This window comes from Streptomyces antnestii, from assembly GCF_004005495.1.
Classification (GTDB): Bacteria; Actinomycetota; Actinomycetes; order Streptomycetales; family Streptomycetaceae; genus Streptomyces; species Streptomyces antnestii.
This window is the reverse complement of record NZ_RZYA01000012.1, coordinates 223,579-246,618: the sequence shown is the minus strand read 5'-3', so window position 1 is coordinate 246,618 and position 23,040 is coordinate 223,579. Positions and strand designations below refer to the sequence as shown.

23 protein-coding genes and 1 pseudogene are annotated in these 23,040 nt (G+C 72.5%); 14 read left to right on the top strand and 10 right to left on the bottom strand.

The annotated features are described in order from the left end of the window. Nucleotides 1-169: 169 nt before the first annotated feature. The 5 genes and pseudogenes from EOT10_RS24850 to EOT10_RS24830 all read right to left on the bottom strand — a co-directional run bounded on the left by EOT10_RS24850 (nucleotide 170) and on the right by EOT10_RS24830 (nucleotide 4,583). Nucleotides 170-1,081 (bottom strand): tyrosine-protein phosphatase, encoded by a 912-nt coding sequence (locus EOT10_RS24850; protein ID WP_127830538.1) that lies wholly within the window; start codon nucleotides 1,079-1,081, stop codon nucleotides 170-172. A 27-nt stretch (nucleotides 1,082-1,108) separates the two neighbouring features. Continuing rightward, nucleotides 1,109-2,173 carry an NAD(P)H-dependent flavin oxidoreductase gene (locus tag EOT10_RS24845; protein ID WP_127830537.1) on the bottom strand — a complete coding sequence of 355 codons (1,065 nt, stop codon included), beginning with the start codon at nucleotides 2,171-2,173 and terminating at the stop codon, nucleotides 1,109-1,111. Further along, on the bottom strand, nucleotides 2,170-2,883 hold the full coding sequence (locus EOT10_RS24840) for a CoA-transferase subunit beta (RefSeq protein ID WP_127830553.1): 714 nt from the start codon (nucleotides 2,881-2,883) through the stop codon (nucleotides 2,170-2,172). Before EOT10_RS24840 ends, EOT10_RS24845 begins: the two co-directional genes overlap by 4 nt. An 84-nt stretch (nucleotides 2,884-2,967) precedes the next feature. Then, nucleotides 2,968-3,807, bottom strand: a pseudogene (locus EOT10_RS24835) (CoA transferase subunit A); the annotation flags it as partial. After that, nucleotides 3,804-4,583 (bottom strand): enoyl-CoA hydratase family protein, encoded by a 780-nt coding sequence (locus EOT10_RS24830; protein ID WP_127830536.1) that lies wholly within the window; start codon nucleotides 4,581-4,583, stop codon nucleotides 3,804-3,806. The pseudogene EOT10_RS24835 and the gene EOT10_RS24830, both read right to left, overlap by 4 nt. A 79-nt stretch (nucleotides 4,584-4,662) precedes the next feature. On the opposite strand from EOT10_RS24830, the gene EOT10_RS24825 reads away from it, so the two are divergent. From EOT10_RS24825 to EOT10_RS24785, 9 genes are all read left to right on the top strand, one after another. After that, nucleotides 4,663-5,418, top strand: a complete 756-nt coding sequence (locus EOT10_RS24825; protein ID WP_127830535.1) for an SDR family oxidoreductase — start codon at nucleotides 4,663-4,665, stop codon at nucleotides 5,416-5,418. A gap of 1 nt (nucleotide 5,419) precedes the next feature. Beyond that, entirely contained in the window at nucleotides 5,420-6,379 is a 960-nt protein-coding gene (locus tag EOT10_RS24820) for an SDR family oxidoreductase (protein ID WP_127830534.1), read from the top strand. Nucleotides 6,380-6,688: 309 nt separating this feature from the next. Beyond that, nucleotides 6,689-7,471, top strand: a complete 783-nt coding sequence (locus EOT10_RS24815) for a 2-keto-4-pentenoate hydratase (RefSeq protein ID WP_127830533.1) — start codon at nucleotides 6,689-6,691, stop codon at nucleotides 7,469-7,471. Nucleotides 7,472-7,507: 36 nt separating this feature from the next. Further along, complete coding sequence (locus EOT10_RS24810) at nucleotides 7,508-8,395, top strand: acetaldehyde dehydrogenase (acetylating) (RefSeq protein WP_127830532.1); 888 nt, start codon at nucleotides 7,508-7,510, stop codon at nucleotides 8,393-8,395. Further along, on the top strand, nucleotides 8,392-9,444 hold the full coding sequence (gene dmpG, locus EOT10_RS24805) for a 4-hydroxy-2-oxovalerate aldolase (RefSeq protein WP_127830531.1): 1,053 nt from the start codon (nucleotides 8,392-8,394) through the stop codon (nucleotides 9,442-9,444). Before EOT10_RS24810 ends, dmpG begins: the two co-directional genes overlap by 4 nt. A 17-nt stretch (nucleotides 9,445-9,461) precedes the next feature. Next, nucleotides 9,462-10,598, top strand: a complete 1,137-nt coding sequence (locus EOT10_RS24800) for a 3-ketosteroid-9-alpha-monooxygenase, oxygenase component (RefSeq protein WP_127830530.1) — start codon at nucleotides 9,462-9,464, stop codon at nucleotides 10,596-10,598. After that, on the top strand, nucleotides 10,598-10,825 hold the full coding sequence (locus tag EOT10_RS24795) for a hypothetical protein (RefSeq protein ID WP_127830529.1): 228 nt from the start codon (nucleotides 10,598-10,600) through the stop codon (nucleotides 10,823-10,825). The genes EOT10_RS24800 and EOT10_RS24795 overlap by 1 nt, the downstream gene beginning before the upstream one ends. Beyond that, nucleotides 10,818-11,807 (top strand): ferredoxin--NADP reductase, encoded by a 990-nt coding sequence (locus tag EOT10_RS24790; RefSeq protein WP_127830528.1) that lies wholly within the window; start codon nucleotides 10,818-10,820, stop codon nucleotides 11,805-11,807. Before EOT10_RS24795 ends, EOT10_RS24790 begins: the two co-directional genes overlap by 8 nt. A 95-nt stretch (nucleotides 11,808-11,902) precedes the next feature. After that, nucleotides 11,903-12,307, top strand: a complete 405-nt coding sequence (locus EOT10_RS24785) for a PPOX class F420-dependent oxidoreductase (RefSeq protein WP_127830527.1) — start codon at nucleotides 11,903-11,905, stop codon at nucleotides 12,305-12,307. A gap of 311 nt (nucleotides 12,308-12,618) precedes the next feature. On the opposite strand, the gene EOT10_RS42095 is transcribed toward EOT10_RS24785, so the two are convergent. The 4 genes from EOT10_RS42095 to EOT10_RS24765 form a co-directional block, all read right to left on the bottom strand. Then, the gene (locus tag EOT10_RS42095) at nucleotides 12,619-13,581 is read right to left on the bottom strand and encodes a Dabb family protein (protein WP_223281171.1); all 963 of its coding nucleotides are present in this window, start codon (nucleotides 13,579-13,581) and stop codon (nucleotides 12,619-12,621) included. After that, a complete protein-coding gene (locus tag EOT10_RS24775; protein ID WP_127830526.1) occupies nucleotides 13,578-14,498 on the bottom strand; it encodes an LLM class F420-dependent oxidoreductase in 921 nt (306 codons plus the stop codon). Before EOT10_RS24775 ends, EOT10_RS42095 begins: the two co-directional genes overlap by 4 nt. A 3-nt stretch (nucleotides 14,499-14,501) precedes the next feature. Further along, nucleotides 14,502-15,371 (bottom strand): IclR family transcriptional regulator, encoded by an 870-nt coding sequence (locus EOT10_RS24770; RefSeq protein ID WP_127830525.1) that lies wholly within the window; start codon nucleotides 15,369-15,371, stop codon nucleotides 14,502-14,504. 127 nt (nucleotides 15,372-15,498) lie between these two features. Then, nucleotides 15,499-16,179 (bottom strand): HAD family hydrolase, encoded by a 681-nt coding sequence (locus EOT10_RS24765; protein WP_223281170.1) that lies wholly within the window; start codon nucleotides 16,177-16,179, stop codon nucleotides 15,499-15,501. A gap of 270 nt (nucleotides 16,180-16,449) precedes the next feature. Between EOT10_RS24765 and hsaA the strand changes: the two genes are divergently transcribed. From hsaA to EOT10_RS24740, 5 genes are all read left to right on the top strand, one after another. Next, the gene (gene hsaA, locus EOT10_RS24760) at nucleotides 16,450-17,634 is read left to right on the top strand and encodes a 3-hydroxy-9,10-secoandrosta-1,3,5(10)-triene-9,17-dione monooxygenase oxygenase subunit (RefSeq protein ID WP_127830524.1); all 1,185 of its coding nucleotides are present in this window, start codon (nucleotides 16,450-16,452) and stop codon (nucleotides 17,632-17,634) included. Continuing rightward, entirely contained in the window at nucleotides 17,631-18,491 is an 861-nt protein-coding gene (gene hsaD, locus EOT10_RS24755) for a 4,5:9,10-diseco-3-hydroxy-5,9,17-trioxoandrosta-1(10),2-diene-4-oate hydrolase (RefSeq protein ID WP_127830523.1), read from the top strand. The genes hsaA and hsaD overlap by 4 nt, the downstream gene beginning before the upstream one ends. Nucleotides 18,492-18,553: 62 nt before the next feature. Continuing rightward, entirely contained in the window at nucleotides 18,554-19,450 is an 897-nt protein-coding gene (locus EOT10_RS24750) for a VOC family protein (RefSeq protein ID WP_127830522.1), read from the top strand. Continuing rightward, nucleotides 19,438-19,926 (top strand): flavin reductase family protein, encoded by a 489-nt coding sequence (locus EOT10_RS24745; RefSeq protein ID WP_127830521.1) that lies wholly within the window; start codon nucleotides 19,438-19,440, stop codon nucleotides 19,924-19,926. Before EOT10_RS24750 ends, EOT10_RS24745 begins: the two co-directional genes overlap by 13 nt. Further along, complete coding sequence (locus tag EOT10_RS24740; RefSeq protein WP_127830520.1) at nucleotides 19,923-21,590, top strand: FAD-dependent oxidoreductase; 1,668 nt, start codon at nucleotides 19,923-19,925, stop codon at nucleotides 21,588-21,590. Before EOT10_RS24745 ends, EOT10_RS24740 begins: the two co-directional genes overlap by 4 nt. Here the strand turns inward: EOT10_RS24740 and EOT10_RS24735 are convergent. Further along, entirely contained in the window at nucleotides 21,550-23,031 is a 1,482-nt protein-coding gene (locus tag EOT10_RS24735) for an ankyrin repeat domain-containing protein (RefSeq protein ID WP_127830519.1), read from the bottom strand. The two genes, EOT10_RS24740 and EOT10_RS24735, sit on opposite strands and share 41 nt — an antisense overlap. Nucleotides 23,032-23,040 lie beyond the last annotated feature (9 nt).

Here is a 23,040-nt window from a genome sequence, read left to right as displayed (position 1 = left end):
AGCGGGCCAGGCCGCGCGGGCGCGGCGGCCGGGCACGCCGGGGCCCCCGTGACGCCGGGCGCGGCGCCGCCGCGTAGGCACGCCGCCGGGTGTCCGTGAGCATGCGGGTGGGGCGGTGGGAAGACGCACACAGCGTCTTCCCACCGCCCCACCCCTTTTCCCGGCCGGGTCAGTCGAGCAGCCGGTCCCGCAGCGCCCCGAGCGTGTGCCGGTCGAGGCCGAGGCCCTCGGACACGTACCGGCCGAGGCTCCCGTAGTCCGTGCGGACCTGGTCGAGCGCGGTCGACAGATACTCCGTGCGGACCTCCTGGAGCGGGATCAGCAGGTCCGGGTTCACCATCATCCCGGACTGCTTCAGCCGGTCCCGCACCGTCGCGTCGTACGCGGCGCGGAACGTGTTCGACGCCAAGTAGTCGGCCACGGCGCTCTGTTCACCGACGCCGAGCAGACGCAGCAGGACGTATGTCGTCCAGCCCGTGCGGTCCTTTCCGGACGTGCAGTGGTACAGGAGCGCGCCCCGCGCGCCCGGGCCGTACGCGGTGTCGCGCAGCGTGTCCGCGAACCGCGTGCGGTTGTCCGCGTCCGACACGAACTGCGTGTACACGCTCCGCATGAACGCGGCGGCCCGCCCGCCGCCCAGCAACTCCTCCTGTTTCGCCGGGTCCTTGGAGCCGATCGCCGCCATCATCTGCGCGTACAGACCGTTGTCGGCGACCGGGCGGGATATGGCGGTGAGCCCGGCCGGGAGGCGGTCCTGGCCGTCGTACTGGAGCTCCACCGGCACCCGGTAGTCGACCACCTGGCGCAGGCCGAGCCCGGCGAGCGTGGTGACGTCCGCGTCGGTGAGCTTGCTCAGGGCGTCGGACCGGTAGACGAGCCCGTGCCGGACGGTGCGGTCGCGATGGGCCCGGTAGCCGCCGACGTCACGGACGTTGACCGCGCCCTGGAGGGGGATGTGGCGGATCGGGGTGTCCTCGTCGGGGTGCCGCCGGCCGGCCGCGGAGGCGGCCGGCGCGACGGCCGTGGCCGCCAGGGTGAGGGCGGCACCGACCAGGGACCGTCTCGAGAGGGTGCGTGGCATCGCTGAACTCCCTTGCGGGAAGCGGGATCACCCTGGGGTTGGCAGGGTGCCGAGCACGTGCCGGGCCTCGGTCATCACGCGGGTGACGAGTTCCTCGCAGCTCGGGAGGTCGTCGATCACCCCCGCGACCTGGCCCGACGCCATGACGCCGAGGTCGGTGCGGCCCTCGACCATGGAGGCCTTGAGGAGCATGGGCGTGTTCGCGGCGAGCAGGATCTGGCTCCACGACAGTTCCTTGCCGTGCTTCATGGCGAGGCCGTCGCGGATCATCTGGGACCAGGTCAGGCCCGACAGCTTGCGGAACCCCGCCGCGCGCTTGACCGCCTGCGCGAGCGCGCGCGTACGGCCCGACTTCTCCAGCGTGTCGACGAGATCCGAACGGAGCATGCGGTGCGGCAGGCCGTCGACGGCGGTCGTCACGGTGACGTCCTTGACCGTCGCCGCCAGATAGCGCGCCTTCACCGCGTCCGGAACCGTCGAGTCCGATGTGAGCAGGAAGCGTGTGCCCATCGCGATGCCGGCCGCTCCGTAGGCGAGCGCGGCGACCAGGCCGCGCCCGTCGTGGAAGCCGCCCGCGCCGATCACCGGGATGTCCACCGCGTCGACGACCTGCGGAAGCAGCACCGTCGTCGCGACGTCACCCGTGTGCCCGCCGCCCTCGCCGCCCTGCACGATGACGGCGTCCGCGCCCCACGCGGCGACCTTCTCCGCGTGCCGCCGTGCACCGATCGACGGGATGACGACGACGCCCGCGTCCTTCAGCTCGGCGATCAGGTCACGGGACGGCGCGAGCGCGAACGACGCGACCTTCACGCCCTCGTCGATGATCACGCGCACCCGGTCCCGCGCGTCCCCCGCGTCCGCGCGCAGATTGACCCCGAAGGGTTCGTCCGTACGGGACTTGACCTCGCGCACCGCCGACCTGAGCTGGTCGAGGGTCATGGTGGCGGAGGCGAGGATGCCGAGCGCCCCGGCGTTCGCGGACGCCGACACGAGGCGCGGCCCCGCCACCCAGCCCATGCCGGTCTGCACGAGCGGGTGCCGCACCCCGACCAGCTTGGTGAACGCCGTCTCGACAAGCGCGTCGCTCATACGGGCCTGACCTCGCGCTCGCGCAGGCCCTTCGGGTCGATGACCTCACGGATCAGGCGCAGCTCGTCGGGTGTGGGCTCGCGCGTGAACGGCACCTCACCCCCGTCGGGCAGGACAAGATCGAAGCCCGTGGCCGCGCGGACCTCGTCGACGGTGACCCCGGGGTGCACCGACACGAGCCGCATCGAGCGGTCCGGGGTCTCGAAGTCGAAGACGCCGAGGTTCGACACGACGCGCGGGATGCGGTGGTAGCGCGTCGCCGAGGGTCCGGCCGCGGCGGCGCTGTCGTAGCCGACCCCGCTGATCATGTCGACCTTCTCGACGAACACGCGCGCGGAGTGCTTGGGGACCCAGTAACTCACCGGGTTGTTCAGGGTGTTGACGGGAGCGCCGCGCACGCCGAGGAGCTGACGGGCGGGGCGGTCCCAGTCGCCGATGCACGAGATGTTCTGGTTGCCGTGCCGGTCGATCTGGCTCGCGCCCATCATGACGTGGCGCTTGCCGCTGGTGACCAGGGTGAGGTGCTGGCGGTAGGGCAGCCAGCCCTCGGCCTCGCCGTCCAGGCGGACGGTCATCGCCTCGCCGTCGGTGAGGACGAGGTCGGGCGAGAAGGTGCGCTTGGCGAGGCGGGCGCCGACGGACGGGACCATCCCCATCGGGCTCGCCAGGATCTCACCGCTGTCGCGCCACGCGTCGGCGCAGGCGACCACGCAGTACTCGGCTCGGGTGGGTCCGGCGGCGGCGGGGGCGGCCGGCGCCGCTGCCTTGGCGGCCGGGGCGGCAGCGGCCGTGGCCTGCTCGTCGCGCCACGTACGGACCGCTTCCTGGTAGCTCTTCTCGTCGCCCTGCGCGGGCAGGAAACGCGTCGAGAAGTCGGGCCAGGGCGTGGTCGCGTACAGCTTCTGGAAGGCCTCGTCCCGGTCGTAGTCGGGGACGCACGACGTGAAGTGCGCGCCGTTCGGCGTCTCGACGACGCCGGTGACCGCGTGCCGCTTGACGAGGAGGGTCTGCGGGGCAGCGTCGCCGAATCCCTCCACGAGCTGCTCGCACGACATGTAGGCCTCGTCGGCCGCCTCGCAGAACAGGTCGTCGAAGTACGGGTCGGGGCCCAGGTACTGGCCGTTGCCCTGCCGGTCCGCGCGGTTCATGTGGACAAGGGCCGCGTCCAGGCGCAGGGCGGGCATCGCGACGAACGTCTCCCCGTCCGCGTACGGCGAACTGACCGTCTTCAGGGCGGGGTTGACGCGCATGACGTCCGAGCCGATGCCGGCCCGCACCGGGACGAAGGGGAGCCGGTTCGCCGCGGCGTGCAGGCCCCACATGAACATCGCCTCGTCGACCTCCGTCAGCTCGAACGCGCCGCGCTGGCGGGCTTCGCGGAAGTGCGGTTCGAGCGGGATCGAGTCGAGCGTCACGAACGCCGTGACCAGCTTGCGGATCTTCCCGGCGGCGGCGAGCAGACCGACGTCCGGGCCGCCGTACGAGACGACGGTGAGGTCGGTGACGTCACTGCGCAGCAGCGCCCGTACGAGGGCCATCGGCTTGCGGCGCGAGCCCCAGCCGCCGATGCCGATCGTCATGCCGCTGCGCAGGCGGCCGACGACCTCCTCGGGCGTCATGGTCTTGTCGGTCACTTGGAGTCCTCCCGTGGGGCGGTGGCGCTGTCGCCGCCGAAGGTGTCGCGTACGCGGTCGGCCACGCCGCTGAGGTTCGCCTCGAAGGTGAAGCCCTGCTCGAAGCGGTAACTGCGGCGCACGTCGACGGGGTCGATGCCGTTGATCGCGGCCTTGGCCAGACGGATCAGATAGCCGTCCTTGCGCGCGATCTCGCGGGCGAGACCGAGGGCCGCGGCGGCCAGTTCCTCGCGCGGCACGACCTTCCAGACCGAGCCGTGCGCGTGCAGCTCCTGTGCCGTCGCCGTGCGCGAGGTGTAGTACAGGGCCCGCATCATGTGCTGCGGCACGAGCCGGGCGAGATGCGTCGCGGCGCCGAGCGCGCCGCGGTCGAGCTCCGGGAGCCCGAACGTGGCGTCGTCCGAGGCGACGATCGCGTCCGCGTTCCCGACGAGGCCGATACCGCCGCCCAGACAGAAGCCGTTCACCGCGGCGACGACCGGGACCTCGCACTCGTACACGGCCGCGAAGGCCTCGTAGCAGCCGCGGTTCGCGCCGATGAGGGCGCCGTGGCCGCCGGACGCGGTGTCGCGCTGCATCTCCTTGATGTCGACGCCCGCGTTGAACCCCCGGCCCGCGGCGGCGAGCACGACGCAGCGCACGTCGGGGTCGCGGCCGGCGGCGCGCAGCGCGTCGGCCAGGTCGTACCAGCCCTGCACCGGCAGTGCGTTGACCGGAGGGAAGTCCACCGTGACGACGGCGATCCCCTTTTCGGGTGAGGAGGTGGAGACACCCATGGCGTTCAGCTACCTTTCCACCTAACGTTTGTTTGGTAGGAAGGTAGCAGGCGATGCGGACGAGCGGAATGGACCGGGGATGGATCTGAGCGGCAAGAGCCTGAGAGGGAAGGTCGCCGTCGTCACCGGGGGCACCCGGGGAGTGGGCGCGGGGATCGCCGCGGCGTTCGTGCGGGCCGGCGCGGAGGTGGTGGTCTGCGCCCGCAGACCACCCGAAGAGCCCCTGCCTGGCTGTGAGTTCATACCGGTCGACCTGCGGGACGGCCCGGCCGTACGGAGCCTCTTCGAGGGGCTCGACCGCCTTGACGTGCTGGTGAACAACGCGGGGGGCACGCCCTACCGGATGCTCGGCGAGTCCGACGCCGAGCGGCACGCGCGCGTGGTCGAGCTCAATCTCACCGCGCCGATGACCGCTTCGCTGGCCGCCCGCGAGCAGTTGCGGCGCACCCGCGGATCGATCGTGATGATCGGCAGCGTGAGCGGGACGCGGCCGTCCCCGGGCACGGCGGCGTACGGGGCGGCCAAGGCGGGTCTGGAGAACCTGGCCCGTTCGATGGCGGTGGAGTGGGCGCCCGACATCCGGGTGAACACGCTGGTCCTCGGCATGGTCCGCACCGAGCTGTCCGCCCTGCACTACGGCGACGACGAGGGCGTGGCGGCCGTGGGCCGCACCGTGCCGCTCGGCCGTCTCGCCGAGCCCTCGGAGATCGGGGAGGCGGCGGTGTTCCTCGCCTCGGACGCGGCGTCGTACATCACCGGGGCGAATCTGCTCGTGCACGGAGGCGGGGAACGACCGGCGTTCCTGGACGCCGCAACTGTCAACAAGGAGGCGTGAGATGACGCAGGGTACGGGTAATGCGGCGGGCGGGAACGGCAGCGGCGGCGAGGGCGGCGGGCTCTGCGCGGGCCGGGTCGTGATCGTGACCGGGGCCGGGCGCGGCCTCGGCCGGGCGCACGCGCTGGCCTTCGCCGCCGAAGGCGCGCGCGTCGTGGTCAACGACCTCGGGGTGGGCCTCGACGGAGTTCCGGCGGCGGACAGCCCGGCGGCCCAGGTGGTCGAGGAGATACGGGCCCTGGGCGGCGAGGCCGTCGCCCACGGCGGGGACATCGCGACCTCGGACGGCGCGGCGTCCCTCGTCGCCACGGCCCTCGACACCTTCGGCCGCCTGGACACGCTGGTCAACAACGCGGGCTTCCTGCGCGACCGGATGCTGGTCAACCTCGACGAGGACGAGTGGGACGCGGTCATGCGGGTGCACCTCAAGGGCCACTTCCTGCCCCTGAAGCACGCGGCGGCGCACTGGCGGGCGGAGGCGAAGGCGGGCCGCACGCCGGTGGCCCGCGTGGTGAACACGTCGTCCGGCGCGGGCCTGCTCGGCTCCGTCGGCCAGGGCAACTACAGCGCGGCGAAGGCCGGCATCGTCGGACTGACCCTGGTCGCCGCGGCGGAGATGGGGCGCTACGGGGTGCAGGTGAACGCGGTCGCGCCGGCAGCCCGCACCCGCATGACGGAGCAGACCTTCGCCGACACGATGGCCGCCCCCGAGGACGGCTTCGACGCGATGGCCCCGGAGAACGTGTCGCCGGTGGTCGTCTGGCTCGGCTCCGCCGCGAGCGACGGAGTGACCGGCCGCGTCTTCGAGGCGGAGGCCGGACGCATCACGGTCATGGAGGGCTGGCGCCCCGGCCCGACCGCCGACAAGGCGGCGCGCTGGACCCCGTCGGAGGCGGGGGAGGCGGCGAGGGAACTCCTCGGCCGCGCGGAGACCCCGGGAGCGGTGTACGGCAGCCAGTAACTCTCGCCTGTTGCGGGGGGACGGGCGAGGGGGAGGGGAGGCGCGTCGTGAGGGAGGGGGGGAGGCAGGGGTGTCGGCGCGCGCCCGGTGGGGGCTGGTCGCGCAGCTCCCAGCGCCCCTTGAGGGGCGCAAGTCCTACGCCCCCACCCCCTTCGCCCGCTGCCCGCGCCGGCGCAGACGCACCTTCCCGCTCAGCGGGAATCCGCCCTCCCCGCCTGTCGCGGGCCCGGCCTACGGTCTGCCCACCGCGGTGCGCCGCAGCGTCGGGCAACGCGGTCCAGCGCACCCACACCACCCCAAGGAGACCCGATGCTTGACGTCCGGAGCCGGCAGGACGTCGCCGCGCTGCTGCGTCGCGCCGAGCTCGGCCGCAGCCCCGTCGCACCCCTGGTCGATACCCACGCGGACATCGGCACCGAGGACGCGTACGAGATCCAGCTGATCAACATCCGGCAGCGGGTCGCCGAGGGCGCCCGGATCAACGGGCACAAGGTGGGCCTCTCGTCGCCGGTGATGCAGCAGATGATGGGCGTCGACGAGCCCGACTACGGGCACCTCCTCGACGACATGGAGCTGCGCGAGGACGAGCCCGTGGACACCGGCCGTTACTGCGCTCCCCGCGTCGAGGTCGAGATCGGCTTCGTACTCGGCGACGACCTGCCCGGCGAGGGCTGCACCCCCGCCGACGTCCTCGCCGCGACCGAACGGGTCGTGCCGGCCCTGGAGTTGATCGACAGCCGCATCGCCGACTGGCGCATCACCATCGCCGACACGATCGCCGACAACGCCTCGTCCGCCGGTTACGTGATCGGCGAGGGCCGTGACCCGCGCGGCCTCGACCTGAAGGCCGTCGAGGCCCGGCTCACCCGCGACGGGGACGAGCTCGCGCGGGGCCGCGGTGACGCCGTGCTCGGCGACCCCGCCGTCTCCGTCGCCTGGCTGGCCCGCACCGTCGCCCGGTTCGGCGTGCCGCTGCGCAAGGGACACGTGATCCTGCCCGGTTCCTGCACCCGTGCCGTCGACGTCGAGGCGGGCCGCACATACACCGCCGACTTCACCGGTCTCGGCTCGGTGTCCCTCTCCTTCCGCTGACTGCTGACTGCTGACTGCCGACCTGCTGAGGTACTGATGACTACTGCCGCCATCGTCGGTTCCGGGAACATCGGGACCGACCTGCTCTACAAGCTCCAGCGCTCCGCGCACATCGAGCCACGCTGGATGATCGGAGTCGACCCGGACAGCGAAGGGCTCGCGCGCGCCCGCAAGATGGGCGTCGAGGCCAGCCACGAGGGCGTCGACTGGCTGCTCTCGCAGAGCGAGCTCCCCGACCTCGTCTTCGAGGCGACGAGCGCGTACGTCCACCGCGCCAACGCCCCCCGCTACGCCGAACTCGGCATCAAGGCCATCGACCTGACCCCCGCCGCCGTCGGCCCCGCCGTCGTCCCGCCGGCGAACCTCACCGCGCACCTCGACGCCCCCAACGTCAACATGATCACCTGCGGCGGCCAGGCCACCATCCCCATGGTGTACGCCGTCTCGCGCGTCGTCCCCGTCGCCTACGCGGAGATCGTGGCGTCCGTCGCCTCGGTGTCCGCCGGGCCCGGCACCCGCGCGAACATCGACGAGTTCACCCGCACGACCTCCCGCGGCATCGAGGAGATCGGCGGCGCCGAGCGCGGCAAGGCGATCATCATCCTCAACCCCGCCGAGCCGCCCGTCATCATGCGCGACACGGTGTTCTGCGCGATCCCCGAGGACGCCGACCGGGACGCCATCACCCTCTCCGTCAAGGAGATCGCCGAGTACGTGGCGACGTACGTGCCGGGCTACCGGCTGCGCGCGGAACCGCAGTTCGACGAGCCGTCCCCGATGAACGGCGGGATGGCGCGCGTCGCGATCTTCCTGGAGGTGGAGGGCGCGGGCGACTTCCTGCCGCCGTACGCAGGAAACCTCGACATCATGACCGCCGCCGCGACGAAGGTCGGCGAGGAGCTCGCGAAGGGGATCAGCAAGTGAAGCAGGCGAATCAGGCGAAGCAGGCCAAGCCGTATTCCGACACCCTCGACATCCGCGTCACCGACTCCTCGCTGCGCGACGGATCGCACGCGAAGCGGCACCAGTTCACCGCCGACGACGTGCGCTCCATCGTGGGCGCGCTCGACGGCGCCGGTGTCCCCGTCATCGAGGTCACGCACGGCGACGGCCTCGGCGGCTCGTCGTTCAACTACGGGTTCTCCAAGACACCCGAGCAGGAACTCATCAAGATCGCCGTCGACACGGCCGAGCAGGCCAAGATCGCGTTCCTGATGCTGCCGGGTCTCGGTGTGAAGGACGACATCCGCGCCGCGCACGCGAACGGCGCGAGTGTCTGCCGTATCGCGACGCACTGCACCGAGGCCGACATCTCCGTCCAGCACTTCGGCCTCGCCCGGGAGATGGGCCTGGAGACCGTCGGGTTCCTGATGATGGCCCACTCCACGACCCCGGAGAAGCTGGCCGCGCAGGCCCGCATCATGGCCGACGCGGGCTGCCAGTGCGTCTACGTCGTCGATTCGGCCGGCGCCCTCGTGATGGACGACGTCACCGACCGCGTGTCCGCCCTGGTCGCGGAGCTCGGCGACGACGCGCAGGTCGGCTTCCACGGCCACGAGAACCTCGGCCTCGGCGTCGGCAACTCCGTCGCGGCCGTGCGCGCGGGCGCCCTCCAGATCGACGGCTCGACGCGGCGGCTCGGCGCGGGCGCGGGCAACACGCCCGTCGAGGCGTTCGCCGCGGTCTGCCACAAGATGGGCATCCGCACCGGCATCGACGTACTGAAGATCATCGACGCGGCCGAGGACGTCGTGCGGCCCGTCATGGACGACGAGTGCCTGCTCGACCGGATGTCCCTCCTGATGGGGCACGCCGGCGTCTACTCCAGCTTTCTCAAGCACGCCTACCGGCAGGCCGAGCGCTACGGCGTCTCCGGCGCCGAGATCCTGCTGACCGCCGGGGAGCGCCGTCTCGTCGGCGGCCAGGAGGACCAGCTCATCGACATCGCCGTAGAACTCGCGGCACGCGACTGAAGGGTGGGACGTACGACATGACCGCACAGCAGGACGAGGTCCGCGTCATCGAGGCGGCCTCGCCACCGGCCCGCTACGCCCGCGGCTGGCACTGCCTCGGCCTGGCCTCCGCGTTCCGCGAGGACGGCCCGCACGAGATCGAGGCGTTCGGCACGAAGCTGGTCGTCTTCAAGGGCGAGGACGACGATCAGCTGCACGTCCTCAACGCCTACTGTCCCCACATGGGCGGCAACCTCGCCCACGGCACCGTCAAGGGCGACGCCGTCGCCTGCCCCTTCCACGACTGGCGCTGGTCGGGTGACGGGCGCTGCGCAGGCATCCCGTACGCGCGCCGCGTCCCGCCGCGCGCCAGGACCCGCGCCTGGACCACCCTGGAGCGCAACGGCCAGCTCTACGTGTGGCACGACCCCGAGGGCAACCCGCCCCCGGCCGACGTGACCATCCCCGAGATCGAGGGCTTCGGCGGCGCCGACTGGTCCGACTGGTCCTGGAGCTCCCTGCGCGTCGAGAACGCCAACTGCCGCGAGATCGTGGACAACGTCGTCGACATGGCGCACTTCTACTACGTCCACTACGCGTTCCCGAACTACTTCAAGAACGTCTTCGACGGGCACGTCGCCACCCAGTACATGGAGTCCACGCCGCGCGGCGACGTCGACCTCGGCACCCTGTCCACGGGCGGCGGACTGCGCTCCGACGCCTCGTACTTCGGGCCCTCCTACATGATCGACAAGCTGTGGAGCGACGTCGGGGGAGGCGTGGAGATGGAGTCCGTCCTCATCAACTGCCACTACCCGATCGACGAGAACAGCTTCATGCTCATGTACGGCGCGATCGTCAGGAAGCTGCCGGGCATGACCGACGAGCAGGCCGCCGACGCCGCACGGCTCACCTCCGAGGGCCTCGCGGTCGGCTTCGAGCAGGACGTCGAGATCTGGAAGAACAAGACCCGCATCGACAACCCGCTCCTGACGGAGGAAGACGGGCCGGTGTATCAACTGCGCCGCTGGTACGAGCAGTTCTACGTCGACGCCGCCGACGTCAAGGACGAGATGGTGCGCCGCTTCGAGTTCGAGATCGACACGGAGCGGGCCACCGCGGCGTGGCGCGCCGAGGTCGAGGCGAACCTCGCCGCACGGCAGGCGGCGAAGTGATGCGCCCGGTCGAATGCGGGGCCTGCGGCAACCAGGTCCTGTGCGAGAAGTTCAGCCCCGCCCACACCCAGGTCCAGTGGACCGACGAGGCCGCCGCTGTCTGTCCGACGATCGGGGAGCGGGTCGCCGCGGGCGAGCTGAGCGCGCGCGTACGGGGCTGCGCGTCCCTGCGGGCGAGCATCGACGCGGCCGTCGAGAGCGGGCTCCTGGAGGTGGGCGATGTCTAGCGTCGTCGTCCGCGTCGCCGATGTGGTGCGCGAGACGGCCGACGCGGTGTCGCTCGTCCTGGACGCCGAACTGCCTTACAAGCCCGGTCAGTTCCTGACCGTGCGGATACCGGGCGGCGGTGCCCGCTGCTACTCGCTGGCCAGCTCACCGCACACCGGTGAGCCCATGAAGGTCACCGTCAAGAAGGTCGCCGGCGGGACGGGATCGGGCTGGATCTGCGAACAGGTCAGGGCGGGGGACGAGCTGGAGATCCTCCCGCCGGCCGGCACCTTCACCCCCGCCGACCTGGACGCCGACCTCCTCCTCGTCGCGGGCGGCAGCGGCATCACGCCGGTCATCTCCATCGCCAAGTCGGCACTCACCGCCGGGCACGGCAAGGTGACCCTCCTGTACGCCAACCGCGACCAGTCGTCCGTCATCTTCCGCGACGAACTCTGGGGCCTCGCAGAGGAGTTCGCGGGCCGCTTCACCGTCGTCCACTGGCTGGAGGCCCTCCAGGGCCTTCCCACGGAGACCCTGCTCACCTCGGCGCTCGCGCCCTACGCGGACCGTGCCGCCCACCTGTGCGGGCCCGCCCCGCTGATGGACGCGGCGGAGGGGGCACTGCGCGCGGCCGGAGGCCGGCACATTCACCGGGAGAAGTACTTCTCGCTCTCCGACGACGTGTTCGCCCCGCATCCCGAGGTACGGGACGACGGCACCGCCCCGGCCCACCACGCGTCCGTCGAACTCGACGGCGAGACCCACGAGGTCGGCTGGTCCACGGACACCCCGCTGCTCGACACCCTGCTCTCCGCGGGCGTCGACGCCCCGTTCTCCTGCCGCGAGGGCGCGTGCAGCGCCTGCTGTTGCCGGGTGGTGTCGGGCGAGGTCAAGATGATCCGCAACGAGGTCCTCGACGAGACCGACGTCGCCGAGGGATACGTCCTGGCCTGCCAGGCGGTACCCCTCAGCGAACGGGTGGAGATCACGTACAGCTGAGCGCCACGGCGACGGTTCGCCGAATCACCGTGAGAATGCGGCCGGATGCGGTAGGAGGAGAGGTGACATCCGTACCCCGCACGGAAGGAACCCTCGTGTCCGCTCAGCTCAGCGACAAGCTCAAGGAACTGCTCGACAGCCCCGCCTTCGTCACCATCGCCACCATCCAGCCCGACGGAAGCCCCCAGGTGTCCCCGGTCTGGGTGAAACGCGACGGCGACGACGTGCTGGTCTCGACGACCGTGGGGCGGCGCAAGGAGAAGAACCTGCGCCGCGACCCGCGTGTCACCGTGGTGCTCCAGCGCTGGGACTCCCCGTACGAGTACGCCGAGATCCGTGGCACCGCCGAGCTGACCACCGAGGGCGGTCAGGAACTGATCGACGAGCTCTCGATGAAGTACAGCGGCAAGAAGTACCGCGAGTTCAACCCCTCTTCGGCCCACGACGCCCAGCGAGTGATCGTCCGCATCACCCCGCGCAAGGTCGTCGGGTCGATCTGATCCCGGCTCCTGCCACACCTGCCTGTGCCTCATGGTCCCGACGGCCATGAGGCACAGGTGTTGAGGTACAGGTGTTGAGGTACAGGTGTGTGAAGACCCCTAGGGCGTGTTTCGAAAGTCCCGCCTGCCCCGCGACGCCTGGCACGCACTCCCCCACTCTCGGCTTCGCTCGAGCGGGGGGACCCCCATGCGGCGTTGCCGAAACGTCCGAGTGGCTCCGCCACTAGGACGCTCCGGCGCCTTGCGATCGCACGCACCAGACGCCGCGGGGCCCGCCCTCCGGGCGGACGACGCTACTTTCGAAACACGCCCTAGGGCCGGTCCTCCGTCAGGATCGGCCCTTCGGCCCACCGGTACAGATGCGCGAGCCCGGGCGCGACGATCGACCCCGGCACTTCGGGGTCGAACCACCGGTCGACATACGTCCAGTGGTACGGGTGCTGCAGATACTCGCCGTTGAGCCCGGCCGCGTCCTCGTACTCCTGCTCCCACACGTGCGTCCAGCGCGACGGGGACAGCGCCTGGTCGACGCGGCTCAGCGACCAGGACCTGATCGTGGAGATGTGCCGCGGCATGGCGAGCAGGTCCGCCTCGAAGCGCGCCACCGACGCCGGGTCGGTGCCGGGGCGCACGGTCAGGAGCAGGGTGCGCTTCACCCGGCGGCCGTCGAGCGGTACATGGTGTGCGGCGAGCGGCGCGAGCGCGACGGCGTCCCCCTCCCACGGACCGGCAGGCCCGGTGCCCTCGGTGACCAGGTCCCAGACCGCGCCGAGCCCTCTGCTGGAGCCGGGCTCGTCGACGCCCCAGCTCAGGTGCGTGACACCGGCTGGCAGGCGCGCCACGTCCGGCGCCCCGGCGGCCAGGACGACCCAGCGGGTCCCCGCAGCAGGCGAGGCGTCCCGCGCGGGCCGCGCCGGGATGCGGGCGGCGGCCTCCCGCCCGCCCCCGTCCACCGGCTGCAGCACCCGCCGGTCCCGCTCCACCGCCACCGCGTCCGTGCGCTCCCAGAACTCCGCGATGCGCGGGTCCGCGCCGGCCACCGAACGCATCCCGAAGAACGCCATGACGCCCGGCATGGTCCACAGCACCCGCACCTCGACCGTGTCGGGGCCCGTGTGGCCGTGCCAGACACGGGCCGGACTCATGTCACGGCCACGCGCGGCGGGCAGATAGTCGGCGCGCCAGCGGCCCAGCCAGGGTTCCGCCTCGTCCGCGGGCAGGACGAGCCGGTCCAGTATGTGCACTTCTTCCGCGGCGGTGTCCACGGCGCTCACAGCTCCTCCATGACAGCGGTGCGGAACTGCGCCAACTGCTCGCGCAGCGCGTCGAGTCCGCGCGGTCCGAGCAGGCCGTCGGGGCCGTCCGTGCGGGGGTAGAGGACGACACGGGTCGCGCCCGCGTCCACGTACCGGCGCACCCAGTCCGGGTCCCACTGCTTCTTCGGGTCGCACGAGCCGGGCCACACCGTGATCTCCACCGCGTCCTCCGCCCGCCCCGCCTCCCGGGCGCTCGTGCGCAACAGGTCGGCCCGCTCGGCGAACTCGTCCGGACCGATCGTGTACGGGAACCAGCCGTCCGCGATCCGTCCCGCGCGCCGCACCGCGGGCTCGCTGTTGCCGCCGAGGACGACGGGGACGGCCCCGGACGCGGGCCGCGGCAGGCTGTGCAGCCGCTCGAAGGAGACGTACTCACCCGCGTACGAGGCGGGGGAGTGCGACCACAGGGCGCGCATGGCGCCGACGCACTCCTCCAGGCGTCTGCCGCGCGCCGCGTAGGGGACGCCCACGGCCGCGTACTCCTCCTTCTGCCAGCCGATGCCCAGGCCGAGCATCAGGCGGCCGTCGGAGTGCCGGTCGATCGTCGCGGCGCGCTTGGCGAGGACGGCCGGGCTGTGCAGCGGGGCCACGACCATCGCCGTGCCGAAGCGCAGGGCCGAGGAGGCGCCCGCCATGAACGCGATCGTCTCCAGCGGGTCGGGCATCGGCACGGTGCCGGTGCCGCTCGGCATGCGGCCGCCGTCCGAGTACGGGTAGAGGGGCTCGTAGGCGTCGGCGACGACCACGTGTTCCACGGTCCAGAAGGATTCGACCGACTCCTCCTCCAGGGTGCGCGCGAGGTCGCGCAGGAAGGTGCCCGAGGTGATCAGGCCGTCGGACATCGGTGCCATCAAGCCCAGTCGGGGCGAGGTCATGCGTCACATCCATTCGCTGTGGCGAATCCAGCCCATCATGTTGTCCATCGCCTGCTCGGAGATGCCGGGCTCGCAGCTCGGCGGCGGGGCCGAGCGGGTGGTGCGGCCCGGGCCGTGCAGGTCGCGCCACACCGTGCGCGCGCAGGCGAGCACGGCGGGCGTGAGCCGTTCGAGGTCGCGCTGGGCCGTCAGGCCCTTGCCGGACAGGGAGATCGCGGCGACGGCCCGGCCCGCGCCGCGCAGCGGGGCCGCCACGCAGACGACGTCCCGGTGGCTCTCCTCCTGGTCGAAGGCGACGCCCCGGTCGCGGGCCGCGGCGAGCGCGGACCGCAGCGCGGTGGGGTGCGTGAGGGTGCGCGGGGTGCGGGGGCGCAGCCCGTGCGCGAGGACGCCCTCGACGGTCGCCGGGTCGCTGAACGCGAGGATCGCCTTGCCGGCCGCCGTGCAGTGCGCCGGCATGCGGCCGCCCACGCGCGAGGGCACCGACGTGTCGTTCAGGCCGCCGATCCGCTCCAGGCAGACCACCTCGGCGCCGTCGAGGACGTACAGGTGGACCAGGTGGCCGGTCGACTCGTGCAGCGCGTGCAGCCGGGGGAGTGCCGCCCGGCGCAGCTTGTTGTGGTGGGAGGCGAGGGCGCCGAGTTCGAGCATGCCGATGCCCATCCGGTAGTCGCGCCCCTCCCGGTCCAGCCACCCGAGCCGCACCAGCTGATCGAGGATGCGGTGGGCGGAGGAGCGCGGGATGCCGGAGCGCCGGATCACCTCGGTCAGGGAGAGGCGCGGCTGCGCGCCGTCGAAGGCGCCGAGCACCTTCGCGGCCTTCTCCAGGAGGGAGGGTGCGGCGGTGCCGGCGGTCACCGTCTGCTCGGGCATGGCTGAACCCCCAGGACACAGGGCGCATCCGCGACATTGCGGGCGCGTTGACGACCTCGCGCCGAGATTGCCATGCGCGTACGACCCAGGGGAAGAGCCGGGAGCTATGTATTTCGGTTCGGCATACTCACGCGGGCTCCTTGCCCGCCTCCCGCACCAGTGAACGCAGCAGTCCCACGTCCGCCAGCGTCAGGTCGGCCAGCACCGTACGGCCCGGAGCCGGCGAGATCGCCTGGACCGACGGCACCGCCAGGACCACGCAGCCCGCCGCCTCCGCCGACGCCACACCGGTCGGGGTGTCCTCCACCGCGACACACCGCGCCGGATCCGCGCCGAGCCGGGCCGCCGCCGCCAGATACGGGTCGGGCGCCGGCTTCGTGCGGGGCGTGTCCTCCGCGCCGTACACCGCGTCGAAGCCGTGCCCGTCGAGCGACTCCGCGATCCGCCGCACCACCGCCCGCGGGGACGCCGAGACCAGCGCCGTCGGCACCGACTCCGCACGCAGCGCGGCAAGGAGACGCAGCGCGCCCGGGCGCGGCGCCGCCCCTTCCGCGACCGCCTCCGTGAACTCCCGGCCCAGCTCGTCCGCGAGCCGGGCGCGCGGGACGCCCAGGGACCCGTACAAGAGCTCCGCCGTGTCCTCCACCGAGCGCCCGAGCACCGCCTCCCGCCCCTGCGGGCCCAGCGTCCCGCCGTGCCGGGCGTACACCTCCCCGACGACGTCGAGCCACAGCTCCTCGGTGTCGACGAGCGTGCCGTCCATGTCGAACAGCACGGCGTGCAGGGTGCCGGCGCGGGGGGTTTTCACAGCGCTCCAGAAGGTCGGAAGGCGAAGGGCGGGGAGGGGTCCTGATGTGGCTACCGGCAAAACCTACTGACCCCGGTGGTCCGCCGGTGGCCTCGCGGTGAACGGCGGGCGACCCGCGCGCAGCCAGTTCGCGACGGACCTGACGCGCGACGGCCCCCGCACCGCCCGCCCCGCCGGGTTCCCGCTCAGCGGGAACCGCAGGTTCTCGGTCCGCGCACCCCCGGCGTACGGTCCAGCCACTTGAACCCGCACCCTTGAGAGGGGCCCCGCATGAGCGATTCCCCGGCCACCGCAGCCGCCGTACTCGAAGCGGTCCGTGCCCTGACGCCCAGCCTGCGCGAGCGCGCCGCCGAGGCGGAGGCGCTGCGCAAGGTGCCCGACACCTCGATCAAGGACCTGGAGCAGACCGGCTTCTTCCGGCTCCTCCAGCCCCGGGCGTACGGCGGTTACGCCGCCGACCCCGCCGTGTTCTACGCCGCCGTCCGCGAGATCGCCCGCGCCTGCGGCTCCACCGGCTGGGTCGCGTCCGTCGTCGGCGTCCACCCCTGGCACGTCGCCCTGTTCGACCCGCGCGCCCAGGAAGAGGTGTGGGGCGCCGACCAGTCGACGCGCATCAGCTCCTCGTACGCGCCGACCGGCAAGGTCACCCCCGTCGACGGCGGCTTCCGCATCACCGGCTCCTGGAGCTTCTCCTCCGGCTGCGACCACGCCGACTGGGTGCTCCTCGGCGGCCTCGTCACCGACGCGGACGGCCGGCCCGTCGACATGCGGACCTTCCTCGTCCCGCGCAGCGAGTACCGCATCGACGACGTGTGGGACACCGTCGGCCTGCGCGGCACCGGCTCCAACAACGTGGTCTGCGACGACGTGTTCGTGCCCGAGCACCGCGCCCTCAGCTTCGGCCCCGTCACCGCCCTCAGCGTCCCCGGCCACGAGGTCAACCCCGAGCCGCTCTACCGCCTCCCGTACGCGGCCGTCTTCACCACCACCATCTCCACGCCCATCGTCGGCATCGCCGAGGGCGCCTTCGACGCCTACGTCGAGGCCACCAGCAAGCGCTTCCGCGTCTCCTACGGCCAGCAGGTCGCCGAAGACCCCTTCGCGCAGGTCCGCATCGCCCGCGCCGCCTCCGACATCGATGCGGCCGGCCTCCAACTCCAGCGCAACATCGCCGAGTTGTACGAACTCGCCGTACGCGGCGAAGAACTCCCCATGGCCCTGCGCGCCCGCGCCCGCCGCGACCAGGTCCTCGCCACCGAGCGCGCCGTCGCCGCCGTCGACCTGCTCGTGGAGAACGCGGGCGGCGGCGCCATGCGCACCGGACCGAACCCGGTACAGCGCGCCTGGCGCGACGTCCACACCGGCCGCGGCCACGCCGCCAACGACCCCGAGCGGGCCCTCCTCCTCTACGGCCAGAGCGCCCTCGGCCTCGACATCCAGGACACGATGCTGTGAGCACCCTTACGTACGAGAACACGTCGCGCACCGTCAAGGCCGCGGGCCTCAACCTCCACTACCACGAGGCCGGCCCGGACCGCCCGGACGCACCCGTCGTGATCCTGCTGCACGGCGGCGGCCCCGGCGCCTCCGGCTGGTCCAACTTCGGCCGTAACCTGCCGGTCTTCGCGGAGCACTTCCGCACGCTCCTCGTCGACCAGCCCTGCTACGGCGCCTCCGACAAGCCCGAGCTGCCGAAGAACTTCTTCTCCTTCGCCGCGGACGCCGTCGCCGCGCTCATGGACGAACTCGGCATCGAGCGCGCCCACTTCGTCGGCAACTCCCTCGGCGGAGGCACCGCGACCCGCATGGGCCTCGACCACGCCGACAAGGTCGGCAAGCTCCTCCTGATGGGCCCGGGCGGCATCTCGGTCAACCTGTTCGCGCCCGACCCGACCGAGGGCATCAAGAAGCTCTTCGCGTTCAACTCCTCGCCAGAGCCGACCCGCGCGATGATGAAGGACTTCCTCAGCACCCTCGCCCACGACTCCTCGATCGTCACCGACGAGTTCGTCGAGGAGCGCTTCCAGCAGGCCGTCGACCCCGAGGCGAAGCTCGGCAACGACCGCATGGCCGCCTCGTTCGCGAAGTGGCCGGCCGACACGATGCTGTGGCGCGACGCCCACCGCATCACCGCGCCCACGCTCCTGACCTGGGGCCGCGAGGACCGCGTCAACCCGCTCGACGGCGCCCTCGTCGCCCTCAAGACCATCCCCGACGCGCGCCTGCACGTCTTCCCGCACTGCGGCCACTGGGCGCAGACCGAGAAGTTCGACGAGTTCAACCGCCTCGCCGTCGACTTCTTCCGCCACTAGCCACCAGCCGCTAGTCCCCCGCCACCAGTCACCCGCCACCAGTCACCGAAAGGCCCGCTGCCATGGACATCCGTTCTCTGGGCTATCTCCGCATCGAGACCGCGAAGCTCGCCGAGTGGCGCACCTACGTCCTCGACATCCTCGGCATGGCGCAGGGCGTCGACTCGACGGACGCCGTCCTCAACGTCCGTATCGACGACCGGATCCGCCGCTTCTCCTTCGTGGCGGGCGAACAGGACAGGCTCCTGTCGGCCGGCTTCGAGGTCGCGAACGCCAAGGCGCTCGCCGAGGCCGCCGCCGAACTCGAAGCGGCCGGTGTCGCCGTCAAGCACGCCGACGACGCCACCCTCGCCGAACGCCGCGTCCAGGGTCTCTTCCACTGCGAGGACCCGGCCGGCAACCCCCTGGAGATCTACTGGGGCCACGCCCAGGACCACACGCCGCTGCCCGCCCCCTTCGGGAACCGCTTCGTCACCGGCGACCACCTCGGCCTCGGCCACGTCGTCATGCCCGCCCCGGACATGGACGCCACCGTCGACTTCTACGAGAACCTGCTCGGCTTCCAGCTGCGCGACCGCATGAAGCTGCCGCCCGTCGCCGTGCCCACCGGCAAGCCGGGCCAGGACTTCTACTGGATGAACTTCCTCAGCCCCAACGCCCGCCACCACAGCCTCGGCCTGTACCCGGGCGCCCTGCCGCCCGGCATCGTGCACTTCATGGTCGAGGTGGAGCGACTCGACGACGTCGGCTTCTGCCTGGACCGCATGAACGCGGCCGGCATCCCGATCGCCTCGACCCTCGGCCGGCACTCCAACGACCACATGGTGTCGTTCTACGCGCAGGCCCCCGGCGGCTTCCAGGTCGAGTACGGCTGGGACGGTCTCATCGTCGACAAGGAGACCTGGGTGACGAAGGAGATCACCTCCGACAGCTTCTGGGGCCACCAGTGGAACGGCTGAACCCCACCGAGTTCCGCGAGGTCATGGGCCACTTCGCGTCGGGGATCACGGTCGTCGCCGGCCTCGACCCCGACGCGGGGGAACCCGTCGGACTCGCCTGCCAGTCCTTCGCCTCGCTCTCCCTCGAACCGCCGCTCGTCCTGCTCTGCGTCGGCAAGGCGTCGACAAGCTGGCCGAAGGTGCGCCGCGCCGGCCGGTTCGGCGTGTCGATCCTCGCCGACGACCAGCGCGACGTGTGCGCGGCCGTCGGCCGCAAGGGCCCCGACAAGTTCGCCGGCGTCGACTGGGAGCTGTCCGAGAACGGCGCCGTCCGCATCGGCGGCGCCCTCGCCACCATCGACTGCGAGCTGTACGCGGTCCACGAGGGCGGCGACCACTGGATCGTCACCGCCCGCGTCCTCGCGCTGACCGCACGCCCGAGCGGATCACCCCTGCTCTACTTCCGCAGCGCCTACGCCACCGGGGAGTTCGCATGACCGACGCCGACCTCACGTACGACGTGGTGGTCGTCGGGTCGGGCGCGGCCGGGTTCGCCGCCGCCATCACCGCCCGGCTGCGCGGCCTGACCGCCCTCATCGTCGAGAAGACCGACCGCTACGGCGGCTCGACCGCCCTGTCCGGCGGCGCGATCTGGGTCCCGGGCAACTTCCACCTCGACGAGGCGGGCCTCGGCGACACCTACGAGAAGGCCCGCGCCTACCTCGACGCGACCGTCGGCGACCGTGTCCCCGGCGACCGCAAGGACGCCTACCTCCGGCACGGGCCGCGCATGGTCCGCGAGTTCCACGACCGCACCGACGTCCGGTTCATGTACACCCCGGGCTACTCGGACTACTTCCCCGAGGCGCTCGGCGGCATGGCGCAGGGCCGGTCCACCGAGCCGTGCGTCGTCGACTTCAAGAAGCTCGGGCCGCTCGCCAAGGACATGCGCCGCGCCGGACTGCCCACGTACGGCCTGACCATCACGTCGTACGACTTCCGCTTCCTGAACATGGTCGCCCGCACCTGGAAGGGCAGGCGCACCTCGGTGAAGGTCGGGATGCGGGCCGTCGGCGCCGCCCTGCGCGGGCGCAAGCTGCTCTCGCTCGGCGAGGCGCTGATCGCCCGCATGCGGCTCTCCCTGGAACGGCTCGGCGGCGACCTGTGGCTGTCCGCACCCGTGACGGAACTCGTCGTCGAGGACGGCAAGGTCACCGGCGTACGCGTGCTGCGCGACGGCACCGAACGCACCGTCCACGCGCGCGGCGGCGTCGTCCTCGCCTCCGGCGGCTTCTCCCACGACCAGGCACTGCGCGACAAGTACCTGCCCGCGCCCACCTCCACCGCCTGGACCCACGCCTCCGAAGGACAGGTCGGCGACGCCCTGCGCCTGGGCGAGGACGTGGGCGCCGCCACCGACCTCCTCGACAAGGTGTGGGGAGCCCCCTCCCTGTGCCCGCCCGACGAGAAGCCGTTCTTCCTCGTCGCCGACCGGGGCATCCCCGGCATGGTGATCGTCAACGAGGCGGGGGAGCGGTACGCCAACGAGGCCGCGCCGTACCACGAGTTCGTGGACCGCATGTACGCCGCCGACCGCCCCGACGCGACCACCGTCCCGTCCTGGCTGATCCTCGACGCCACCTCCAAGGCCCGCTACATCTTCGCCGGCCTCTTCCCGGGCCAGGCGTTCCCCAAGCGCTGGCGCGAGAACGGCTTCCTGAAGCAGGCCGACACCGTCGAGGAGCTCGCCAAGCTCATCGGGGCGCCCCAACTCGCCGACACCGTACGCAAGTTCAACGGTTTCGCCGAGAAGGGCCACGACGAGGACTTCGGGCGGGGCGACAGCGTCTACGACCGCTACTACGGCGACCCGACCCTGAAGAACCCCAACCTGGCACCCCTCGACAAGGGCCCCTTCTACGCCCTGCCCGTCCACCCCGGTGACATCGGCACCAAGGGCGGCCTCGTCACGGACGGCGACGCCCGGGTCCTGCGCGAGGACGGCACACCCGTCGCCGGGCTCTACGCCTCCGGGAACTGCTCGGCGGCCGTCATGGGGGAGACGTACCCGGGACCCGGCGCCACGATCGGGCCCGCCATGGCGTTCAGCTGGGCCGCCGTCAACGACATCGCGGGAGCGTCCGCTCCAGACGGGCCCTGACCCGGGCGTCGGGCAGGTGCCGGACCGCGTCCCGCGCCGTCTCGTACGCGTACCCGTCCGGCGCCTCGACGGCGAGGATCCGGGCGAGCGCGTCGACGGCCCGCGGGTCGTGGCGCACCGCGAGACCGCGGGCCGCCTCGGCGGCGGCGTCCGCGACCGGGTCGTCGAGGAGCGCGACCAGCGCCTGACGCACCCCGGCCGTGTCCGCCGGCGCCGAGGCGAGCCCCGCCGCCGCCCAGTTGCGCACGTCGCCGTCCGGGTCGCCGGCCAGCGCGACCAGCGCCGCGACACCCTCCTCGTGGCCCGCGGGCACGAGACCCGTCAGGGCGAGCGCCACCGCCCGCCGCACCCGCGGGTCCCGGTGCCCGGCATGAAGAAGGATCTCCGGCAGCGCCGCCGGATCCCCGAGATGCCCGAGCGCGACGACCGCCGACCGCAGCCCGGCCGCGTCCCGCGCCGTGCGCGCCAGCGCGCTCAGCAGCGGGAGCGACCGGGCCGCGTACGCGCCCCGCGGCCCCAACTGGCCGAGCACGTCCGCCCCGAAGGCCCGCCGCAGCGCCTCGTCGCCCGCACACCACGCGGCCGCCGACCGGAACGTCTCCTCGTCACCGCGCCGCTGGAGCACGGCCACCGCCTCGGTCCAGTCGTCGTCGTCCGGGTCACCGCGCCGCAGCGCACGGCCCGCAAGGTCGGCGGCCGGCAGCGCGATACCAAGCTCCGCCTCCAGGAGCGTGGCGATCGCCGCGTGACCGGTCTGCAGATCGTTGCCCGCCGTCGGCCGCCCCTCGTCGTCCAGCAGCTCCACGACCACGGTCACTCCGCCGTCCTCCGCGAACCGCTGCGTCACCGCCTCGCGCCCGGGCTGCTCGAGCCCCTCCTGCAGCACCGCCGCCACATCGACACCGCACCAGGCGAGCGCCTCCCGCAGCGCCTCGGCCCGCCCCCGCGCACCGTGTTCCAGCAGTGCCCGCACACATCCCGTCGACCCGCGCCGCGCCGCCGCGACCAGCGGCAGACCCCCCGGACCCGCAAGCGACGGATCCGCGCCGCCGTCCAGGAGCGCCCGCACCACCTCGACGCGCCCCCGCTGCAGCGCCCACGCCATCGCCGTGAACCCGAACTCCTCGCGCAGATCGACCCGCGCGCCCGCCGCGAGCAGCGCCCGCACCACCTCCGTGTGCCCGCCGCACGCGGCCCCGCACAACGGCAGATCCGTGCCGCCGCTCAGCCGGTCCGGGTCGGCCCCCGCCGCGAGCAGCAGCCGCACGATGCCCGGCTCGTCACTCACCGACGCGACATAGAGCGCCGTCCGGCCCTCCCCGTCGGCATCGGGCCCGTCGGCCGGGGCACCGGCGCGCAGCGCCCGCACCACCGCGTCCTCGTCGCCGCCGTACACCGTCGCGAACAGGCCGGCCGCACCTGCCTCGACCTCGTCGTCCATACGACGACC